We start from the raw sequence: 19,979 nt of genomic DNA on the forward strand, positions 1-19,979 counted from the left end.
CGCATTACCATATCCCAACCATCAAGAGTGATTTAATCAATGAGGTTGAGCACTAACATGCTTTCACCATTTCCTTTAAGGAAGCGAGCGGCAGGCAGCGTGTGGTTGTTTGATGTTGTGGTAAAGATGCGTGACGGCAAGGTTTTCGTGATTACAGAATTTCACTCACCTCAAACTCTTCTGCCACAAGCTCCATATCGTCAGAGAAAAAGCCAGCCCTTGTGAAAAAAGCCTTATGCTCTCTTCTCCAGTATTCGAGGCTTAAATCTCCTTCCCCCTCTTTCCTGGCAAACTCTTCAGTCACTTCAGAGAAACGTACCCGTCGAAGCGAAACTACTCGGATAACACATACCGGCGTACCTTGTCCGTCCAGGACAATATTATAACTGCCTATTTTTGGTGAGGGTTCGTCTGCCTGGAATGAGGCAAGCGAGCCGCATGATGCGGTTTTGACCCCTTTAACAATTAAGCTTGCAAGCTCGTTTGCCATCTCAGGATCGTCTCCGAACGACCATGCTTGAGCATCCGGATATTTCGCGTTTAGCTCATCAATTAAACTCATTTTAAAATCCTTTTATCACCGTGAGTTGAGGGCTGAATTTAGCACGGTGTACCCACACCACAATCGGATATAGCAAATACAGGAAGATGGCGATTTGCATCCCTCTTATAAGCCAGCGGGCGTGCCGCCACTGGTGACGTTCTTTCTGATTGGCTTGTTGAATACTTTTTTGTATCTGATCCTGAGCTGTCATAACGTCGTCCTGAACGGGGGAGTCGGGTCATTACCTGAATTTTTAGCATAGCGATATAGATGCATACAGCAAGTTGTCTTGAGGGTATTAAACTGATTTCGTCTTTCGAACCTGTAGATGTCGCGCCGAAGTTTAATGCTGTGCATCTTTAAGATACAAACGGTGGGTAACGTTATCGACACCGACTAATGGAGTAAAACCTGCACTTTTATAGAAACTGAATGCTGATTGGGGGGCATTAGTATTGATATAATCAAACCAACGGCCAGAATCCTTGAGGATTGCCTTGATAAGAGTGATGCCCACCTGCTTTCTTCTCCATTCAAATCCCACATAAAGGTGACGGAGGCGTCCGACCCGAACTGAAGACATATAGGGATCCTGGTTTAAGCCACATACGGCAACCAGTAATCCGTCTGCATAAAAGCCTGATAGTTTTTCACCGGGTTTATCGAAGCGGTTTTGCCCGGTAAGCCAGTTATCTTCCAGCCTGCGCAGCATGTTAAATCCAGCGGCGATACTTTCCGCTTTCAACTCCAGGAAACCGCTGTAGTCCGGGGTAATATCCTCGATGGTGACATTCATCAGTAATGCCCTTCTGTTTTAAGTTTGCGGACGATGATCTGAATGTTGCATCAGGCGTACTTTAGATCAGCATCGCCAGCAGGACCACGCACAGTAGCAGCACATAAACGCGCGCATGCCAGATATCCGGTACCGCGGGGATGTTGCTGCGGCTAAATACACTACCCGCCCAACCGGTTAAAACCAAAACAGCTAATATTTTCAGGTTGATGAAGCCAAGATATCCGCTTGCCGGCATGTGATGCCAGCCGCTTATCGCGTAGGTCGTTGCACCGCAAAGCGCCACCGGCAGTGAAAGCGGGTTGGCGGCACTGATGCAATCGCGCATCGTGTGGCCGTGACGGCGCAACAACGGCACCGTCATCACGCTGCCGCCCAGGCCCAATAATGCGGCAATCATCCCAATCAGCACGCCGCCGACCGTTACGGTTACAGGCGCTAAACGTCGGGGGGCGCTGCCGCCAATGAATCCTTTGCGCAGCAGGCAATCAGCAATCGCCACCACCATATAGGCAATAAACAAGGCGCGAATCAGCGCCTCGCCGATCGTTCCTGCCAGCCATGAACCGGCTACCGCCCCGATGGCGATAAACCCTAACAGCGGAAAAAGAATTTGTGATGAAAGCTTACCCGCGCGCCAGTTGCGATAGCTGACCCAGCCCGCGTTAAAAATCATCACCGCCGTCGAGGTGGCCACGGCGATATGCAACGCATTACCCGCAACATCAGGCTGGCGCAGCAACAACTGGTAGACAAACGGCACCACCACAAAGCCACCGCCAAAGCCAAACAGCACGGTAGTGATGCCGGTGGTAAAACCGGCCAGTGCGATAATAACAATATCGTTCAAGGGAATGTCCTGATGGTAAATAATGCAGCAGCTTACCGTGCTGGCGAGTCACTTCCCATTTGCGCAGCGCTCGATTACCCTTGCAAATCGGTCAGAAGGGGGCAGATGTGCGCAACGGAAAAATTGACGATTACGATCATCTGGATCGTGACGTGGTGTCGCTCGGCAATGACTATGCGCAGGGATTTATCCTGCCGCACCATCAGCATCGCCGCGCGCAGCTGTTGTATGGCGCAACCGGGTTGATGCACGTATCCACTCTTTACGGGGAATGGGTGGTGCCGCCGCAGCATGCGGTGTGGATCCCGCCTGAAACGCTACATGCCGTCAAGTTTGTCGGCGTCAGCACGCGCAGTATCTATATCGAACCTGCCTGCGCGGCCGCGTTAAATAAAAACAGCCGCTGCGAAGCGATCGGCGTATCGCCACTGTTGCGGCAGTTATTGCTGGAAGCGGTGGATTTGCCGCCGCTGTATGACAGCGAACGCGACAGGGCGGTGATTAGGTTGATGTTGCTGGAACTGGCGGCAATGCCGGTACGCGAGTTTGATATTCCCCTGCCGCAGCAGCCTGCACTATTGGCGCTTTGTCAGGCTTTTTTACTCGCGCCAGCCATCCACGATCCGGCCGAGCGCTGGGCCAGCGCGCTGTTTATGAGCGCCAGCACCTTTCGCCGCCATTTTCTGCAGCAGCTCGGCATGTCATTTTCTGCATGGCGTCAGCGAGCCTGTGTGGTCAGCGCGTTGGCATTATTGATAACCGGAAAGTCGGTCAAGGAAGTGGCATTGTTACTGGGTTATGACAATGGCTCATCCTTCGCAACGATGTTCCGCCGCGTTACCGGGCAGGCACCTTCACATTATCATCCGAATTAAGTGCTGGCGCATCGCAGCGGCTTTATGACTGCTGTTTTTTTCCATCAAGGTAAATATCAGGACGGGTGATGGTCCACGCATAATTTTCTTTATTGACGGGTGCATAGCCTAACTTCTCATAAAGCCATGGCGCCGTGGTTGTGAATAACACAATCCTGCGAAGCTGCTCAAAAACGGGATGGTTATGAATGCATTCCATCAGCCATCTTCCCAGCCCATCCCCTTGATATTCGTCCAGAACGTAGACATCGCACAGATAAGCGAAGGTGGCGTAGTCCGTAATCAGACGCGCAAAACCAATCTGCGATTGATGGTGATACATACCAAAGTTGAGGCTGTTATCAATTGAAGCAGAGACGATGTCGGGAGTAATGCCTTTAGCCCACGTTGACCGCGTCAAATACTGATGCACGGCCGATACATCCAGCTTCTCTTTGTCCGTGCTAACGAGATAGTCATTTTCACGCCATTCATGTATTGCTGAAATGCTCACGCTAATGTCTGCCAAGAAGATGTCGGGGAAATTAAACCTATCATAAAATAAGCAAACCAGACGTTAAAAATCGCGTAGGCTCTGTTGCGATAATTTTTTAACTGACAGAAGCCTCTTTCGATTACCGATTGGCAATATAGCTTTTCAGAACCTGTCCGGCTGAAAGTATATGTTCAACGGTACGGTCGCGCGCAGCAGCGGGATCGTCTTCCAGACAGGCCTTTAAAATAAGCGCATGTTCATCCTGAAACTTAGCCGTTTCCGACAGCAATCGATGCTGTAAGTGCTCATATCTCTCTACCTGCTCGCGTAGTTCAGTAATCATCTTCAGCAGGCGTTGATTTTTACAGCGCCGATAAAGCAGTTCATGAAATTCCCGATTGTACTGTCCCTGCAACGTTGATTCCGTCGCGCTACCCAGAAGCTTGTGCACAAGCTCTGCGCGCGTAAGGGTTTCGGCATCCATGTTTTGCACGCTCTGGAAGATTGCATCGCCTTCCAGCAATGCCCGAAGTGGGTAAATTTCGTCAACGTCGCTGGCAGTAAGGGTTCTGACAACGGCTCCCCGGTTTCGGTAAACGTCTACCAAACCTTCCCGCTCAAGTTTCTGGATCGCTTCTCTCAGCGGGATGCGGCTGACAGAAAACTGGCTGGCGAGGTCTCTTTCAACAAGGCGATCGCCATCCCGCAACGCGCCGGTGTTAATTAAAATTTTAAGTTCACGGGCAAGCATGTCCGCAGTTGAAAGGATCACCGTACTCATAAAACCTTCTTTACCTGGCCATTAAATGGTATACCATTATGCCACATTCAATGCCGGAGCGTGAAATTTATGCAACACACCTATTCGTCACACCTGTCCTGGACGGGAAATCTGGGGACCGGGACATCGGGTTACCGTTCTTATGCCCGCACATGGGACATTTCAGCCGCTGGGAAGGAAATCATCCATTGCTCTAACGATCCGCTACTGGGTGGCGACCCCGGTAAAATGAATCCGGAAGATCTGCTGATATCGTCTCTTTCTGCCTGTCATATGCTGTGGTATTTGCATCTGGCGTCGGATGCTGGCATCACCGTGCTGGAATACGAGGACTCACCACAAGCAACGGGTGAGATTTTAAAGAGTGGCGCAGGCCGCTTCATATCAGCAATCCTCAAACCCAAAATTACTGTGGTAGCCGGTACAAATATTGATGCTGCAACGGCTATTCACCATGAAATCCATAAAGTATGCTTTATTGCCAGGTCCGTAAATTTCCCGGTGACCTGTGAGCCTGAATTTATCCTCTCTGAGGACGTGCATTCTTCGGAGTAGGGCCCGGTATAAACAACGCCGCTTTCGAAAGGGTTTTGATTTTCCTGAAAACGGCGATATGGCTTTTAACGGATGCTTCCTCTTTGCCAGAGGCTCTTACTGCACCTTCCCAAGAGCTCTCGCAGCCCCTTCCAAAAAGCGCCAGTCACACCCCTTCGAAACCTTTTTGAAAAAACCTATAGACGACTGGTCTAATTGTTGTTAGTTTAACGCCATCGCACCGATATGCGGTCGACATTTACCCCATTACAAGACGACTGGTCTAATTCAGTCGACCAACCTAACTTGCAGGAGAGTAACGATGAAAATTCTTATGGTCTTAACCTCACACGACAAACTGGGTGATACCGGACGTAAAACCGGCTTCTGGCTGGAAGAGCTGGCCGCGCCTTACTATGCGTTTAAGGATGCCGGCGCCGAAGTCACGCTGGCTTCACCGAAAGGCGGCAACCCACCGTTAGACCCGAAAAGTAATGAACCGGATTTCCAGACTGACCAGACCCACCGCTTTGAAGCTGACGCCGCGGCTGTGGCCCAACTGGCTGAAACGGTCCGTCTCGACAGCGTGTCATCCGCAGATTACGACGCCGTTTTCTATCCAGGTGGACACGGTCCGCTGTGGGACCTGGCTGAAGATAAACACTCCATCAGCCTGATCGAATCTTTCCTCGCGGCGAACAAGCACGTTGCGCTGGTATGTCATGCGCCAGGCGTGCTGCGTCACGTTAAAACGGCAGCGGGAAAACCACTGGTCGAGGGCCGCAAGGTCACCGGATTTACCAACAGCGAAGAAGAAGGGGTAGGGCTGACCCAGATTGTGCCTTTCCTGGTTGAAGACGAGCTGATCGCCAAAGGCGGGATCTATTCCAAAGGGGAAGACTGGGGTTCATATGTGGTGAGCGATGGCCTGCTGATCACCGGGCAAAACCCAGGATCTTCGGCCGCAACTGCAGCCCAGCTGATTAAGCAATTGGGTGCATAAAGGGTAATCACGCCGGAGGGGCGCAGGCTAAGCGCCCCAAGGCAAAGGATTATCCAGCACGGTCCATCAACTTATCGGGCTATCAGACGTTGTATCAGAGCGTCTGGCTCAACGTCACCATTGAAGGAAAATCATCATGTTTAAAAAATCTTTGACCACGCTGGCATTAAGTCTGGCTTTGTTTGTCTATGCGCAGTCGTCTGTGGCTGAGCCGGTAAAAAACATTGTTTTGGTTCACGGGGCTTTTGTTGATGGATCGGGCTGGAACCCGGTGGCGCGCATTCTGGATAAAGCGGGCTATAAGGTGTCGATAGTTCAGGAGCCGCAAACCTCACTGGCGGATGATGTTGCGGCCACCCGGCGCGTTCTGGCACTACAGCAGGGAAAATCGTTGCTGGTGGGCCATAGCTACGGCGGGATGATCATCAGTGACGCGGGAAATGAGGCTTCTGTCGCGGGGCTGGTCTATATCGCTGCGTTTCAGCCTGAGCAAGGCGAATCCTTGCTGAGTCTGGCAAAACAAATGCCGGCAGCCGCCCAGTCAATTACCGAAACAGCGGATCACTTCCTCTATATCAAACCGGAAAACTTCCACGCTGACTTTGCGGCAGATTTACCCGTTAAAGAGACGGATTTATTGGCGCGTTCCCAGGTGATGCCTGCCGTCGCCGCATTTACGGCTGCCGCTGGCGTTCCTGCCTGGAAAACCAAGCCAAGCTGGGCGGTTGTTGCCACCCAGGACAGGGCGATTAATCCCGAATTAGAGCGCTTCATGGCGAAACGTGCTCACAGCACCGTGACGGAACTGAAGGGCAACCACGCCATTTATGCCTCACAGCCGGAAAAAATTGCGGCAGTGATTGAAAAAGCGGCGGAGAGTTTATCCCGGTAAACAAAGAGTAAGCCTGCGAGGCGCTAACAGCGCTAACCTGTCTATAGACGACTGGTCTAGCCCCTGATAAATTATGCCGATGAATACGACAACTTCACTCCATAATCATGAAATCCGCGATCACATCCTTGCTACCGGCCAGCGCATTATGGCCGGTAAAGGATTCTCTGCCGTCGGATTGAATGAAATACTCAAAGATGCCGGTGTGCCAAAAGGCTCTTTCTACCATTACTTTGGTTCGAAGGAAGCGTTTGGCGTGGATATGTTGAGCCACTATTTTGATGACTATCTGGCGGATATCGACAGAACGCTGGGCCAGCCGGGTCTGACGATGGCGCAGCGACTGATGAACTACTTCCAGCAGTGGCAGGCGTCGCAGTCATTTTCTGATTGTCAGGGTAAATGCCTGGCGGTGAAGCTGGGGGCTGAAGTTGCCGACCTGTCGGACAGCATGCGCTTAGCATTGGAGGCGGGCACGTCTGGCATCATCTCACGCCTGTCGGAAGCGTTAGAAACAGGTGTCGCCGAGGGATCGCTTGCCATCGACGAGCCGCCTCGCACCGTGGCAGAAAGCCTCTATCAGCTTTGGCTGGGCGCAAGCGTCATGGTCAAGATTGTTCGACATACCGGCCCGTTCGACTCAGCCATGATCACCACCCGAAAAATTATTCATATCACCCCTTAACCGGGGGATATGCCTTCGTTAAGGTTCTTATCCCTTCTCAACGCCACGCGCACACCCGACCTTGTCTATTTTATTCTCTGCAACATATCGAGTTTGAATAGTTTGTTGTGCAGTTCAACAACGTTGCGGCAGCCGAGCTTCTTCATGATGTTTTGTTTGTGGCTGCTGATGGTTTTATTGCTGCGCGAAACAATCGGCGCTATTAGCTTGTTGGTTTTTCCGCGGGCCATCAGTTCAAGCAGCCTGAACTCTAATGGCGTCAGCGTTTTGTGCTCGTCCTGATTATATTTCCATACCATCGCTTGTGAAGAGCTGTTAAAAGGATGCCCGCTGGCACCGGCAAATATGCATGCAGCCAACTGCTGGACGCTGTCATTTTTCATCACCATATTGCAGTGCGGAACATGTTGCAGAACGTACTTTATCAGCACCGGGTCAGCGATTTGGGTGAATATAATCAGCCGGATATGTGGCCAGCGCAGGTTAAGCTGCGTCAGGAATTTTACGCAGCGGAAGAAGGTATCCTTGCTGGTGGCCAGTTCGGCGATCACCACCTGAACTGAGTGAATTTCGAGGGTAAATTCAAGCTCAGTCATGTCCGGGCAGCAGAATGTGCGGATATCCCTGGCCTCAAAATAATCAGCGATGCCTTTGCAGCAAAAGGCATCACTGTCGAGCACGGCAAGTGTAAACATGGCGAGGACTCCGTGACAGTAGGTCCCGTCATTACACCCCTAAGATTAAGGGCCAGGAATCAACCATTACTGAAGATGTTGTAAGGCCTTTCCGAGTTTGGTTTAAGCACGTTTTTTTGTTAGATACTCCGTAATGAACTCTGATGACAAGCCAGACACAGGTTCAAGGTATTCGATCTCATATCGCTCACGATTGTTTAGCCGTTTTAGCCTGGACGTTGCCGGTATTCCCCCAGTGAGCCAGCGCACAAACCGGGACTAAAGTCTCCGACAATAATTAACATAACAGCATGATTTGTAACAAGTGCAGGGCATTTGCCTAACTGTTATCGGGCAATGTCACATAGGCGCGGGTCAACTCTGCTGGGTATACCTATAGCGGTGCTCTTAACCCTACAGGTGACGCATGACCCAACAACACGCTGTATTATCAGCCGATCACGACGCGCATATCGCGTCTGCCATCGGCAAGTTCTTCCGCCGCATCATCCCGATGCTGGCCGTGATGCTTATCGTTAACCAGATTGACCGCGCCAACATTGGCTTTGTTAAGGCCGAATTGCAAACCGATGCCGGCATCAGCGCCGCCGCGTTTGGCTTAGGCGCTGGGCTGTTCTTTATCGGCTATGCGCTGTTTGAAGTGCCAAGCAATATGATGCTGAAAAAAGTCGGCGCACGGGTGTGGCTGACGCGCATCATGATCACCTGGGGTCTGGTGGTGGTGCTGACCGGCTTCGTCAGCACGCCGCTGCATTTCTATCTGCTGCGCTTCCTGCTCGGCGTCGCCGAGGCGGGCTTCTTCCCGGGCGTGCTGTTCTATTTTCGTCAATGGGTGCCGAATGCCTGGCGAGGACGCGCGACGGCGATGGTGCTCAGCGCGACCGCCAGCGCCTTTCTGTTTTCCGGTCCGCTGACCGGTGCCATCCTGATGATGCACGATTTTGGCGGCATCGCAGGCTGGAAATGGGTGATGTTTCTGGAAGGTGGCGCGTCGATAGTCATCGGTTTGCTGGCGGTCATGGTGCTGGTGTCGAAACCGGACGGGGCGAAATGGCTGAGCAGCGCGGAGAAACAGGCGCTGGCGCAGCAGCTGGCGCTGGAAGATGCCGCTCGTGAAGAGCATGCGGTAACCCAGGGCCGCTGGGGATTAATTACCGACCGCAGCCTGTTAACGTACTGCCTGATCTTCTTCACCATGACCATGACCGGCTACACGCTGGTGTTCTGGCTACCGCAAATTATTCAACGCATTCAGGGCTTCAACAGTTTTGAAACCGGACTGCTGACCGCCGTTCCGTGGCTGTTCGCCATTGTGGCGCTGTTTCTGCTGGGCAAAGCCACCGACCGCTATCGCCATATGCTCGATAAAGGGCTGGGTATCGCCATGCTGATCGCCGCCTGCGGCACCTTTATGGCCACGCTGGGCACGCCATGGTTTGGTTTTGTGGCGATGATTGTTGCCTGTATTGGCTCCAAGGTCAGCGCCGCCTTCTTCTGGCCGATGCCGCAAAGCGAATTGCCGTCATCGATAGCTGCCCCCGGCATTGCGCTGATCAACTCCATTGGCAACCTTGGCGGATTCTTTGCGCCAACGGTGTTCGGCTACCTCGAAATGCATACCGGCAGCACCACCGGCGGGCTCTACGCGCTGACCAGCGTCTCCGTCGTGACCGGCCTGTGGCTGCTGCTGCGTCGCAAACCTGTTCCCCCGGCATTTGGTCATACGGAGACAAACCATGTCAGACAGTCCAGTCATTAAATCGATGCGCATCGTGCCGGTTGCCGGTTACGACAGCATGTTGCTGAATATTGGCGGTGCCCATAACTGCGTTTTTACCCGCATTATCGTGATCCTCACCGATTCTGCCGGACACACCGGCGTTGGCGAAACGCCCTGTCATGCCTCAACCCTGCAGTTGCTGGCGCAGTTTCGCCCGCTGATTGAGGGCAGTTCGCTGCTGCGGCTGAACGCGACGCTAAGCCAGCTGTTCAGCAGCGACGCGCGTCAGCAGCAAACCTCGCATACCAACGACATTCATATTCCGCAGATGAATCCGGAGAAGTTTTATAACGCCGCCGCCGCTATCGAAGCGGCGTTGCTGGATCTGCAAGGCAAGCTGTTTAACCTGCCGGTGGCGGATCTGCTGGCCAGTGGCAAACAGCGCGATCGTATTCCGGTGCTGGGCTATCTGTTCTATATCGCCGACCGCAAGCTGACCAATATGCACTATCGCTCGGGCGATAATGAGCAGGATGGCTGGTTCCGCCTGCGGCATGAAGCGGCGATGGACAGCACCGCCGTGGTGCGACTGGCCGAAGCGGCGGTTGAGCAGTACGGCTTTCGCGACTTCAAGCTGAAAGGCGGCGTGCAGGCGGGCGAAGTGGAAGTCGAAACCGTTGAAGCGCTGCTGTCGCGTTTCCCCGAGGCGCGGGTGACCGTCGATCCCAACGCCAGCTGGTCGCTGGAGGAAGCGATTCGCTTTGGGAAACAGCTGGCCGGTAAGGTGCCCTATCTGGAAGATCCGTGCGGCGCGGAGCAGGGCTATTCCGGTCGGGAAACGCTGGCCGAATTCCGTCGCGCCACCGGGGTGCCGGTCGCCACCAATATGATCGCCAACGACTGGCGACAGCTGCATCATGCGCTGCAACTGAATGCCATCGACATTCCGCTCGCCGACCCGCACTTCTGGACGATGCGCAACGCCAACGTGGTGGCGCAGCTGTGCAACGAATGGGGACTGACCACCGGCTGCCACTCCAATAATCACTTTGATATCTCGCTGGCGATGGTAGCACACCTTGGCGCAGCGGCACCGGGCGATCGTCAGACCGCCTTTGATACCCACTGGATTTGGCAGGATGGCCAGCAGCTGACGCGTCAGCCGCCGCAGATCCGCGATGGCTTCCTGGAATTACCGCCAGGCCCCGGACTGGGCATCGAGTTGGATATGGAACGCGTTGAGCAGGCGCATGCGTTGTATAACGCGCTGCCTGACAAGAATCGCAACGATGCGTTGGGAATGCAGTTTTTGATCGACAACTGGCGCTATGACGCCAAACGACCGTCACTGGTACGCTAAGGAATAAGCATGCAGAAAATAATACGTGCAGCGGCGCTGTTAGCGTCGATCGCCGCCAGCGCGCCAGTGATGGCGCAAACCTTTGTCTACGTTTCGGAAGCCGATGATGGCACCATCGCACGCTACGCGCTGAATGAGCAAACCGGTGCGCTTAACCTGCTGGGACGCACCAAAACCGCCGGCAAAGTGATGCCGATGGCGCTGAGTGCCGATCGTACCCAGCTCTATGCGGCCATCCGCAGTAAACCGCTGCAGCTGGAAAGCTGGCATATCGACAGCAAAACCGGCGATCTCAGCCCGTCCAGTTCTGTTAGCGCCGCCGCCAGCTATCCCTATATCAGCACCGACCCGCAGGGACGTTTTCTGCTGGGCGCGTCCTATGATGGCGACGTGGTGCACGTCTACCGGCTCGCCAGTGACGGCAAGGTGATTGCGCCGCCGGTCGGCAGCTTTAAGACCGGTCACGCGGCCCACTCGGTGATTGTCGATGCCCGTGGGGAAAATGCCTACGTTGGCAATCTCGGCACCGATCGGGTGCTGCAGCTGAAGTTAAGCGCTACCGGCGAGCTGAAGGCCCTTGGCAACGGCTATGTCAAAACGGCCGCTGAAAATGGCCCGCGCCATTCGGTGCTGTCGCCGGATAATCGCTACCTCTACAACATCGGCGAGATGGGCGGAATCATCACCCAGTTCCGCCGTGAAGCCAGTGGCGAGCTGGTAAAAGTGGCGGAGACGCCGAATGCGGTGGCCGAAAAACACCATCTGGAACATGGCAAAGAGCGCCCGGCAAACTACAGCGATCCCACGCCGCGCATCTGGGCCGCCGATATCCGCCTGACGCCGGATGGCCGTTTTCTGTATGTTAGCGAGCGGACCAGCAGCACCATCAGCGGTTATCGGGTGAATAAGGCCGACGGCACGCTGACGCTGATTGATAGCTGGCAGGTTGAGAAACAGCCGCGCGGTATGGCGATTACCTCCGACGGTCGCTGGCTGATTGCCAGCGGGGAGAAGAGTACGGTTACCGGCAGTTATGCCATCGATCCGCAAAGCGGGGCGCTTAAGCGCGTCGGTGAAGCACCAGCCGGCCGTGATGCGAACTGGGTGACGACGGTGACCTATGCGGAACACTGTACGCCGGAAGATTTTGGCGGCAAGGCGGATGGAAAAAAGCTCAATACCGCTGCCATCCAACAGGCGATTGACCAGTGCAGTCAGCGCGGCGGCGGAACGGTTCAGCTGTCGCCAGGACGCTGGTTAAGCGGCCCGCTGCAATTGCAGAGCAATATCACGCTTCAGATTGATCAAGGCGCCACGCTGCAAGCCAGTAATCAGGAAGGAAAATTTGTTAACGCCTTTATTGGCCATCCCGCCAGAGTGAATGAAGCCTTTATTTATGCCAGCAACGTCAACAACGTGGCGATAACCGGCGGCGGCACGCTGGATGGCGACGGTGAAAAAAGCTGGTGGCCGCAAGCATTGAAAATCCGCGCAGAGGTGAGAGGGGGCAATCCTAAAGCCTTTACCGATCGCTTCCCTGGCATTCCGTTAGCCAACGGCGCACCGCGTCCGTGGTTTATCGAATTCAACAACGTCACCCACAGTAAGATCGAACAACTGCACCTGACCAACTCGCCGATGTGGAATATTGTTATCCGCAACAGCGCCGATATTAATGTACAAAACGTCAAGATTACCAATCCCGTCAGCTCGCCAAATACCGACGGCATGGACATCGTTTCCTCGCGCAATATCAGCGTGTCAAATATGGATATTCATACCGGTGACGACAATATTGCCATCAAGTCCGGGCTGGTTAACGGCACGGCTGCCGCCTCGAAGGACATTACTATCGAGGATTCGGTGATGCGGGATGGCCACGGTATTTCTGTCGGCAGTGAAACCGCCAACGGCATCGGCAAGGTTACGATTAATCACGTCACTTTCCTGAATACCGAAAATGGCGTGCGCATTAAATCAGCCAGAGATCGGGGCGAGAATATCGGTCCGCTGATCGCCAGTCATCTCACCATGACCAATGTGGTGACGCCGGTGCTGGTGACCAACAGCTACAGCGGCCAGGCAGGCGCACAGGGCCACACGCTGACCCAGCCGATTGAAACGGCTGCGGTCACCGCCTCCACACCAAAAATGAAAGGGATACATATTTCCGACCTGATGGCGACGAAAGCCAGCTATGCGATGATTTTCAGTGGCCTGCCGGAATCACCTGTTGAAGACGTCACGCTGAATAACATCCGCATTGATGCGCAGTATGGCGTGCAGGCAAGGTATGTCAGCGGGGAAGGGAAGAACATCACTCTCACCGTGAAGGAAGGCGAGACGCTGGCAAAAGGCCCGGATACCTCGCTGACACTAAACTGACCCGGCTTGCTCCTTTTGGACCCAATTCGTCCTAAAAGGAGCCGGTTTTTTCGCCAGAAAACAGCGTTGCACAAACTTTGAAACCATCCAGCTGACGCAGAGCATAGGGATATGCTGGATCTGGGGTTATCTTATGTGCAGGCATGTTGCCTGGAGGGGAGTTTATGAAGACAGTGATCGTGATATTAGCCTGCCTGGTGCTGTCCGGGTGTGGTGCAGGGATGGCTTCGCTGATTCCTTCCTCAGATGTGTGCCCGAACGGCATCGACAGCGTAACCGGGCAGTGCCGTTAAGAAAAACCGCCGTATCGGGATTAGCTGTGTTGGATCCTGATATCGGCGTCGGTCATTTTCCCCAGCAGTTGCTGTTCCGACACCAGCGGACGCCTGAAATCAACCGACTCGCCGGACAAACACACCGTGCGTAAATGGCGGTTACAGATAAACCAGATTTCATCCCGGTCATTCGAGAGAATGTAATACGCGTCGGAGGTTTCGGACGGATTGTAGCAACCCAACGCCCGGTAAGCCGTTTCGCTGTTGAATCCACTTTGCAGCGGAAGAGGGCGAGGACCGTTTTCCATTTCCTTCACCTTCAAATACAAGCCTTGTTCCAGCCAGAGCATAAGTCACCAATGGGTTTGCAGAAGTCCTGTAATTATAACCAGCCTCTCTCTGTTCACCCCGTCTGTGACGTTAATTGCCAACTCTGTCACAGACGAGACAAATTTATTGCCTTTAATGCCGTAATTTACCGATCCTGGTAGGGATCTTTCTTGTGATCTTCACTGTCATCACGGGTTCGTGGGATCTCGCCATGTTCATTGGGATTATCCTTGGCAGGATGCTGGCCTTTCTCGTTGTCTTTTGGCTTTTTTTCATGCTCATGCGTTTTATCAGACATGCTTAACTCCTTCTTTTCCAGAAGTATTAAGAATAGACGATAAATGCCACAAATCTGGCTAAAACCCTACGCTATTCACGGATATTGAGAGGGCGATCGATGAATAATTCACTTAGCCGAATTAAGGATAATTACCGCATTAACGCAAATTAATCTTGTAAACTTACGTAATAAGTTCAATGCATTGATATTGAACAAATTTTAATTAAAGTAAGTAAAGAAAGCTTATTTGTAGTTAAAGGTATCTGTGATTTGTTAACAAAATTATTAAAATATTCCCCTAATTTTTTAATAATTGTTGAACTAAGTTACTCATATGTCGCAAACAAAAAAAGTTATTCCTGCTGTCTCGCTTCTGGCCCTGCTTGTCTGCTCCAGCGTTCACGCTGAAGAAACGGAAAAGACCGATGTCCTGCTGATTGGCGGCGGCATTATGAGTGCTTCTTTAGGCACCTTGCTGCACGACCTCCAGCCTGACTGGAAGCAGCTGATGGTTGAAAAACTGGATGGTGTTGCGCTCGAGTCCTCTAACGGCTGGAACAACGCCGGTACCGGTCACTCCGCCAACATGGAGCTGAACTACACGCCAGAGCGCCCGGACGGTTCCATTGATTACAGCAAAGCGCTGGAAATCAACGAAGCCTTTATGATCTCCCGCCAGTTCTGGACCACCCAGGTGCAGCGCGGCGTGCTGAATAATCCGCACTCCTTTATCAACTCCACGCCGCATATGAGCTTTGTCTGGGGCGACAAAAATGTCGACTTCCTGACCAAACGCTACAAGGCGCTGCAGGAAACCACGCTGTTCCAGGGAATGCAGTTCTCTACCGATCAGAACCAGATTAAGAAGTGGGCACCGCTGATCATCGAAGGCCGCGATCCACAGCAGAAAGTGGCCGCGACCTGGACGCCAGTCGGCACCGACGTCAACTACGGTGAAATTACCCGTCAGCTGGTCGGCAGCCTGAAGAAGAACGACAACTTCAAGCTGGAAACCTCGACCGAAGCGACTGACTTCAAACGCAATGCCGATAACTCCTGGCACGTGACCGTGACCGATGTGAAAACCGGCAACACCCACGCCGTTGATGCGAAATACGTCTTTATCGGTGCCGGTGGCGGCGCGCTGAAGCTGCTGCAGAAAACCGGTATTCCGGAAGCAGACAACTATGCTGGCTTCCCGGTGGGCGGTTCATTCCTGGTGACTGAAAACCCGGACATCACCCGTCTGCACGGTGAGAAGGTTTACGGTCAGGCGTCTGTTGGCGCGCCGCCAATGTCCGTTCCGCACCTGGATGCGCGTTTCCTTGACGGTAAGCGTGTGGTGCTGTTTGGACCGTTCGCCACCTTCTCCACCAAGTTCCTGAAGCAGGGTTCATTCCTCGATCTGCTGAGCACCACCACCACCAAAAACGTGATCCCAATGACCGACGTCGGTCTGGATAACTTCGACCTGGTGAAATACCTGATTGGTCAGGTGATGTTGAGCGATGACGACCGTTTTGCGGCGCTGAAAGAGTACTATCCTTCCGCCCGTAAAGAAGACTGGAAACTGATCCAGGCCGGTCAGCGCGTGCAGATCATCAAGAAAGATGCAGACAAGGGCGGCGTACTGAAGCTGGGCACCGAAATTGTCACCGACCAGCAGAAAACGCTGGCTGCGCTGTTAGGTGCTTCACCAGGCGCATCGACCGCTGCACCGATCTCGATCAACGTGATGAAAAAGCTGTTCCCTGAGCAGTTCAACTCGCCAGAATGGCAGAGCAAAATCCGCACCATCGTACCGAGCTACGGCCAGGAGCTGAATGGCAACGTGGCACTGACGCAGAAAGTGTGGAATGACACGGCTGCAGCACTGCAGCTGACCACGCCGCCGGTGATCAACATGAACAACGTTGATAAAGATGCGGTAACCAAACCTGCCGACCATAAATCTGTGGTCACTGGCCAGCACGATATGGCGCTGTAAGCCTGAGTGTCCTGAAGCCCTCAACGTCCGCGTTGGGGGCTTTTTCGTTTCTGGCATCTGGCGAAGGGAAGGCGGCGAAGTTTGCACCAGCCGTGGCCGGAGCCTGTGCTATCATCGCCGCGCGTGTTTCTGCTGCCCGTCGCGGGCGTTAATGATGAATGAGGAAATCATGAAAATTGGTTATTTATTCCCGGCTGCGGTGGGTATCGCAGGTGTCACTCTGCTGATCTGGTTTATCGCCAGCGGCGCGGGGATGCCGGGCGCGTAGCTCTCGGAATTATCCAGCGCCAAACCGGGGCTGACCTCTGCTACCCTATGGGAAGACATATAAGGGAGGCCTATGCGCACAAGAAATGCACTTTTGATTATCGCTTTGTCGGCAGTTTCACTGTCGGCTTCCGCTGCCGAATCGTTAACCTGCAGCCTGACGCACAGCGTGGAGTCTCCGGGACAGCAGCCTAAAGTCTCGGTGGTCAGCAAAAATTCTGCGGTGACCGATGAAGGCACCAGCTTCACCTTCTCCACCGATGGACAGAAGCGCATCACCAGCCCGGAGCTGCAGCCGCTAAAGACCGATGACGGTGAAACGGCGCTGGCTGCCAGGGTGAAAGATGTCACCTTCGTTAAGCTGAAAGACAGCTATGTGCTGCGCAACAAAAGCGAAAGCTACGTCTATTCGGACTGTAAGCCCGCCGCGAAGTAACCTCGTTTGTGACGCTCAAACAACCCAGCCACCGCGCTGGGTTTTTTATTGCCGCAGCCGCCTCAACGAGGCGGCTTAGTGCTATTTTTCCGTCACTTGCATATAACATTTTTGAAATGTTTTCGAATCAGGCTTTCCCATTGCTGCGGTGAGGCTTAAACTATCTGACTTTAGGGTGGTCATCGTCGCCCATTTGACAGGAGTAATGTATGGTTTCCCCGCTGAAGGTTGCATTTATTAAAGCCAACTGGCACGCCGACATCGTTAACCAGACGCTGGTTGGGTTCAAGAAAGAGATGGCCGCGCGTGACGTTGACTGCCAGATCACCGTGCTGGACGTACCCGGTGCCTTTGAGATGCCGTTGCTGGCACAGCGCCTGGCAAAACGGGGTGACGTTGATGCGATTGTTTGCGCCGCACTGGTAGTTGATGGCGGCATTTACCGTCATGACTTTGTTGCTCAGGCGGTGGTGACTGGCCTGATGGATGTGCAGCTGGCCACCGACGTGCCGGTGTTCTCCGTCTCCCTGACGCCGCACAACTTCCAGCCCGCTGAAGAGTTCACCGGTTTCTACAGTGAGCACTTTATCAAGAAGGGCGCTGAAGCCGCCCGTGCCGTGTGCATGGTTGCCGATCTGAAATAAGCATTCCCGCCACACCGCAATGACGCCGGACGGAGAAATCCCCCGGCGTTTTTCATTTTTTGGTCCTACCAATTCATCCATTCTGTGATCCCGCTTAGGCCCTGAACGCACCAGGTTACGCAATCGTTGCATTCAGGTTAGCGAAAGAGGAACAATCGCCCGGTCAAACGCCTTTTTTGGTAGGACCAATCAGCGATGAGCAACGAACTGCTGGTGGATCGTCTGCGGGACTTTATCCACCAAAATCACCTTCAACCGGGCGCACGTCTGCCTGCCGAACGTCAGCTGGCGCAGCAGTTTGGCGTCTCGCGATCCTCACTGCGGGAAGCGATTCAAACGCTCACCAGCCAAGGCGTCTTATTCAGCCGTCGCGGAGGCGGCACCTTCCTGCAACCCGAGACGGTGGACTGGAGCGAAGAGCGTCTGGTGATGCCGCTCAGCTCACTGCTGGCCGAGGACCCGGGCTATCGCTATGACGTGCTGGAAGCGCGCATGGCGATTGAAGCCAGCACCGCCTGGCACGCCGCCAGCCGCGCCACCGAAGAGGATAGGGCGCGGCTGAAAATGTGCTTCGAGGCGATGCAAACCATCTCCGATCGTGACGATCCCGATCTTGCCGCACACGCTGACGTGCGCTTTCACCTGGCGATTGCCGAAGCCTCGCACAATCTGGTGCTGCTGCAGGCGATGCGCGGCCTGTTCGATCTGCTGCAATCCTCGGTGATGCAAAGCCGCCAGAAGATGTTTACCCAGCCCGCGATCCTTGATCGGCTTTCCGCCCAGCATCAGGCCATCTACCGGGCGATTGTCGCCGGAGAGGCGGATGCTGCCCGCGACGCCACCCTTCACCATCTGGAGTTTGTTGCCCAGACTCTACATGGCCTGACCGAGCAGGCGGCGCGACACGCCCGCAGCCTGCGTATTCCCGACATTAAACCGCAGCTTAAGTGAGGCACACCTGTGATTATCTCCTCCTCGAAAGACTACCGCGCCGCGGCAAAGGCCAAGATCCCGCCGTTTCTGTTTCACTATGCGGATGGCGGGGCCTACGACGAACACACGCTGCAACGCAACTGTGAAGACCTGGCCGATATCGCGCTGCGTCAGCGCATTCTGCGCAACATGTCCTCGCTGGACCTGACAACAACACTGTTTAACGAAACGCTGTCGATGCCGGTGGCGTTAGCGCCTGTCGGCCTGTGTGGCATGTACGCCCGGCGCGGGGAAGTGCAGGCCGCGCGCGCGGCGGATAAAAAGGGCATCCCGTTTACCCTGTCGACGGTCTCCGTGTGTCCGATAGAAGAAGTCGCGCCGGTGATGAACCGGCCGATGTGGTTCCAGCTGTACGTGCTGCGCGACCGGGGATTTATGCGCAATGCGCTGGAGCGCGCTCAGGCCGCGGGCTGTACCACGCTGGTGTTTACCGTGGATATGCCGGTGCCGGGCGCGCGTTACCGTGATGCGCACTCCGGGATGAGCGGTCCCAATGCCGCGATGCGCCGCTATCTGCAGTCGGTGACCCATCCGCAGTGGGCCTGGGATGTGGGTTTGCATGGACGCCCGCACGATCTGGGCAATATCTCGGCCTATCGCGGCGAGCCGACCAATCTGCAGGATTACATCGGCTGGCTGGCGAATAACTTCGATCCGTCGATCTCGTGGAGCGATCTGGAGTGGATCCGTGACTTCTGGAAGGGGCCGATGATCATCAAAGGCATTCTGGATCCTGACGATGCGCGCGATGCGGTGCGCTTTGGTGCCGATGGCATTGTCGTTTCCAATCACGGCGGTCGCCAGCTGGATGGCGTGCTCTCGTCGGCGCGGGCGTTACCGGCGATTGCCGATGCGGTCAAAGGCGATCTGACCATTCTGGCCGATGGCGGCGTGCGCAGCGGGCTGGATGTGCTGCGCATGCTGGCGTTGGGCGCCGATACCGCATTGATTGGCCGCGCGTTCCTCTATGCGCTGGCCACCGACGGCGAGGCGGGCGTGACCCACCTGCTCAACCTGTTTGAGAAAGAAATGCGTGTGGCGATGACCCTGACCGGCGCCAGTTGCATCGCTGAGATCACCCGCGATTCGCTGGTTGCGGCGGCGAAACAATAGTCAGCGTGCGAATAAAATCAGCAACAGGGGACAGAAGTCCCCTGTATTTTTTTCGTCTT

At 54.3% G+C, this 19,979-nt stretch carries 24 protein-coding genes; 15 read left to right on the top strand and 9 right to left on the bottom strand.

The window, feature by feature from the left end:
- Positions 1-151: 151 nt before the first annotated feature.
- The 4 genes from E2F51_RS13075 to E2F51_RS13090 form a co-directional block, all read right to left on the bottom strand.
- Positions 152-562, bottom strand: coding sequence for an ASCH domain-containing protein (locus tag E2F51_RS13075; protein ID WP_134823651.1), 411 nt, complete (start codon positions 560-562; stop codon positions 152-154).
- 1 nt (position 563) lies between these two features.
- Positions 564-755: a hypothetical protein gene (locus E2F51_RS13080; protein WP_134823652.1), complete on the bottom strand. Its 192-nt coding sequence runs from the start codon at positions 753-755 to the stop codon at positions 564-566.
- Between the two features lie 132 nt (positions 756-887).
- A complete protein-coding gene (locus E2F51_RS13085) occupies positions 888-1,340 on the bottom strand; it encodes a GNAT family N-acetyltransferase (protein ID WP_134823653.1) in 453 nt (150 codons plus the stop codon).
- Between the two features lie 61 nt (positions 1,341-1,401).
- Complete coding sequence (locus E2F51_RS13090) at positions 1,402-2,190, bottom strand: sulfite exporter TauE/SafE family protein (protein ID WP_134823654.1); 789 nt, start codon at positions 2,188-2,190, stop codon at positions 1,402-1,404.
- A gap of 107 nt (positions 2,191-2,297) precedes the next feature.
- Between E2F51_RS13090 and E2F51_RS13095 the strand changes: the two genes are divergently transcribed.
- Entirely contained in the window at positions 2,298-3,065 is a 768-nt protein-coding gene (locus E2F51_RS13095) for a helix-turn-helix transcriptional regulator (protein WP_134823655.1), read from the top strand.
- A gap of 22 nt (positions 3,066-3,087) precedes the next feature.
- Here the strand turns inward: E2F51_RS13095 and E2F51_RS13100 are convergent, their stop codons facing one another.
- Both E2F51_RS13100 and E2F51_RS13105 read right to left on the bottom strand, forming a co-directional pair.
- Positions 3,088-3,558, bottom strand: a complete 471-nt coding sequence (locus E2F51_RS13100) for a GNAT family N-acetyltransferase (RefSeq protein ID WP_134823656.1) — start codon at positions 3,556-3,558, stop codon at positions 3,088-3,090.
- A gap of 121 nt (positions 3,559-3,679) precedes the next feature.
- Complete coding sequence (locus E2F51_RS13105; protein ID WP_134823657.1) at positions 3,680-4,321, bottom strand: GntR family transcriptional regulator; 642 nt, start codon at positions 4,319-4,321, stop codon at positions 3,680-3,682.
- A gap of 69 nt (positions 4,322-4,390) precedes the next feature.
- Here E2F51_RS13105 and E2F51_RS13110 point away from each other — a divergent pair, with 69 nt between their 5' ends.
- From E2F51_RS13110 to E2F51_RS13125, 4 genes are all read left to right on the top strand, one after another.
- Positions 4,391-4,876, top strand: coding sequence for an OsmC family protein (locus E2F51_RS13110; protein ID WP_134823658.1), 486 nt, complete (start codon positions 4,391-4,393; stop codon positions 4,874-4,876).
- A gap of 301 nt (positions 4,877-5,177) precedes the next feature.
- Entirely contained in the window at positions 5,178-5,858 is a 681-nt protein-coding gene (locus E2F51_RS13115) for a type 1 glutamine amidotransferase domain-containing protein (RefSeq protein WP_134823659.1), read from the top strand.
- Between the two features lie 136 nt (positions 5,859-5,994).
- Entirely contained in the window at positions 5,995-6,750 is a 756-nt protein-coding gene (locus E2F51_RS13120) for an alpha/beta fold hydrolase (protein WP_134823660.1), read from the top strand.
- 79 nt (positions 6,751-6,829) lie between these two features.
- Positions 6,830-7,435, top strand: coding sequence for a TetR/AcrR family transcriptional regulator (locus E2F51_RS13125; protein ID WP_134823661.1), 606 nt, complete (start codon positions 6,830-6,832; stop codon positions 7,433-7,435).
- A gap of 65 nt (positions 7,436-7,500) precedes the next feature.
- Here the strand turns inward: E2F51_RS13125 and E2F51_RS13130 are convergent, their stop codons facing one another.
- Positions 7,501-8,130: a LuxR C-terminal-related transcriptional regulator gene (locus E2F51_RS13130; RefSeq protein WP_013201209.1), complete on the bottom strand. Its 630-nt coding sequence runs from the start codon at positions 8,128-8,130 to the stop codon at positions 7,501-7,503.
- A 406-nt stretch (positions 8,131-8,536) separates the two neighbouring features.
- On the opposite strand from E2F51_RS13130, the gene E2F51_RS13135 reads away from it, so the two are divergent.
- From E2F51_RS13135 to E2F51_RS24200, 4 genes are all read left to right on the top strand, one after another.
- Positions 8,537-9,889: an MFS transporter gene (locus E2F51_RS13135; RefSeq protein ID WP_134823662.1), complete on the top strand. Its 1,353-nt coding sequence runs from the start codon at positions 8,537-8,539 to the stop codon at positions 9,887-9,889.
- Positions 9,867-11,210, top strand: a complete 1,344-nt coding sequence (locus tag E2F51_RS13140) for an enolase C-terminal domain-like protein (RefSeq protein WP_134823663.1) — start codon at positions 9,867-9,869, stop codon at positions 11,208-11,210. The genes E2F51_RS13135 and E2F51_RS13140 overlap by 23 nt, the downstream gene beginning before the upstream one ends.
- 9 nt (positions 11,211-11,219) lie before the next feature.
- Entirely contained in the window at positions 11,220-13,595 is a 2,376-nt protein-coding gene (locus E2F51_RS13145) for a beta-propeller fold lactonase family protein (RefSeq protein WP_134823664.1), read from the top strand.
- A 164-nt stretch (positions 13,596-13,759) separates the two neighbouring features.
- Positions 13,760-13,888 carry a hypothetical protein gene (locus E2F51_RS24200; RefSeq protein ID WP_256372207.1) on the top strand — a complete coding sequence of 43 codons (129 nt, stop codon included), beginning with the start codon at positions 13,760-13,762 and terminating at the stop codon, positions 13,886-13,888.
- A gap of 20 nt (positions 13,889-13,908) precedes the next feature.
- On the opposite strand, the gene E2F51_RS13150 is transcribed toward E2F51_RS24200, so the two are convergent.
- Together E2F51_RS13150 and E2F51_RS23840 are read right to left on the bottom strand one after the other, a co-directional pair.
- A complete protein-coding gene (locus E2F51_RS13150; protein ID WP_013201213.1) occupies positions 13,909-14,220 on the bottom strand; it encodes a hypothetical protein in 312 nt (103 codons plus the stop codon).
- A 125-nt stretch (positions 14,221-14,345) separates the two neighbouring features.
- Positions 14,346-14,498 (bottom strand): hypothetical protein, encoded by a 153-nt coding sequence (locus E2F51_RS23840; protein WP_167738400.1) that lies wholly within the window; start codon positions 14,496-14,498, stop codon positions 14,346-14,348.
- Positions 14,499-14,814: 316 nt separating this feature from the next.
- On the opposite strand from E2F51_RS23840, the gene mqo reads away from it, so the two are divergent.
- The 6 genes from mqo to lldD all read left to right on the top strand — a co-directional run bounded on the left by mqo (position 14,815) and on the right by lldD (position 19,920).
- Positions 14,815-16,467 carry a malate dehydrogenase (quinone) gene (mqo, locus tag E2F51_RS13155; protein ID WP_013201214.1) on the top strand — a complete coding sequence of 551 codons (1,653 nt, stop codon included), beginning with the start codon at positions 14,815-14,817 and terminating at the stop codon, positions 16,465-16,467.
- 169 nt (positions 16,468-16,636) lie between these two features.
- Positions 16,637-16,735: a YoaK family small membrane protein gene (locus tag E2F51_RS23845; RefSeq protein ID WP_167738401.1), complete on the top strand. Its 99-nt coding sequence runs from the start codon at positions 16,637-16,639 to the stop codon at positions 16,733-16,735.
- Between the two features lie 72 nt (positions 16,736-16,807).
- On the top strand, positions 16,808-17,170 hold the full coding sequence (locus tag E2F51_RS13160) for a hypothetical protein (protein WP_013201215.1): 363 nt from the start codon (positions 16,808-16,810) through the stop codon (positions 17,168-17,170).
- A 209-nt stretch (positions 17,171-17,379) separates the two neighbouring features.
- Positions 17,380-17,814 carry a 6,7-dimethyl-8-ribityllumazine synthase gene (locus E2F51_RS13165; protein ID WP_053146238.1) on the top strand — a complete coding sequence of 145 codons (435 nt, stop codon included), beginning with the start codon at positions 17,380-17,382 and terminating at the stop codon, positions 17,812-17,814.
- Positions 17,815-18,009: 195 nt separating this feature from the next.
- A complete protein-coding gene (lldR, locus tag E2F51_RS13170) occupies positions 18,010-18,765 on the top strand; it encodes a transcriptional regulator LldR (protein ID WP_134823665.1) in 756 nt (251 codons plus the stop codon).
- Between the two features lie 9 nt (positions 18,766-18,774).
- Positions 18,775-19,920, top strand: coding sequence for an FMN-dependent L-lactate dehydrogenase LldD (lldD, locus tag E2F51_RS13175; RefSeq protein WP_134823666.1), 1,146 nt, complete (start codon positions 18,775-18,777; stop codon positions 19,918-19,920).
- Positions 19,921-19,979: the final 59 nt, after the last annotated feature.

It is taken from the genome of Erwinia sp. QL-Z3 (assembly GCF_004551645.1).
GTDB classification, from domain to species: domain Bacteria; phylum Pseudomonadota; class Gammaproteobacteria; order Enterobacterales; family Enterobacteriaceae; genus Erwinia; species Erwinia billingiae.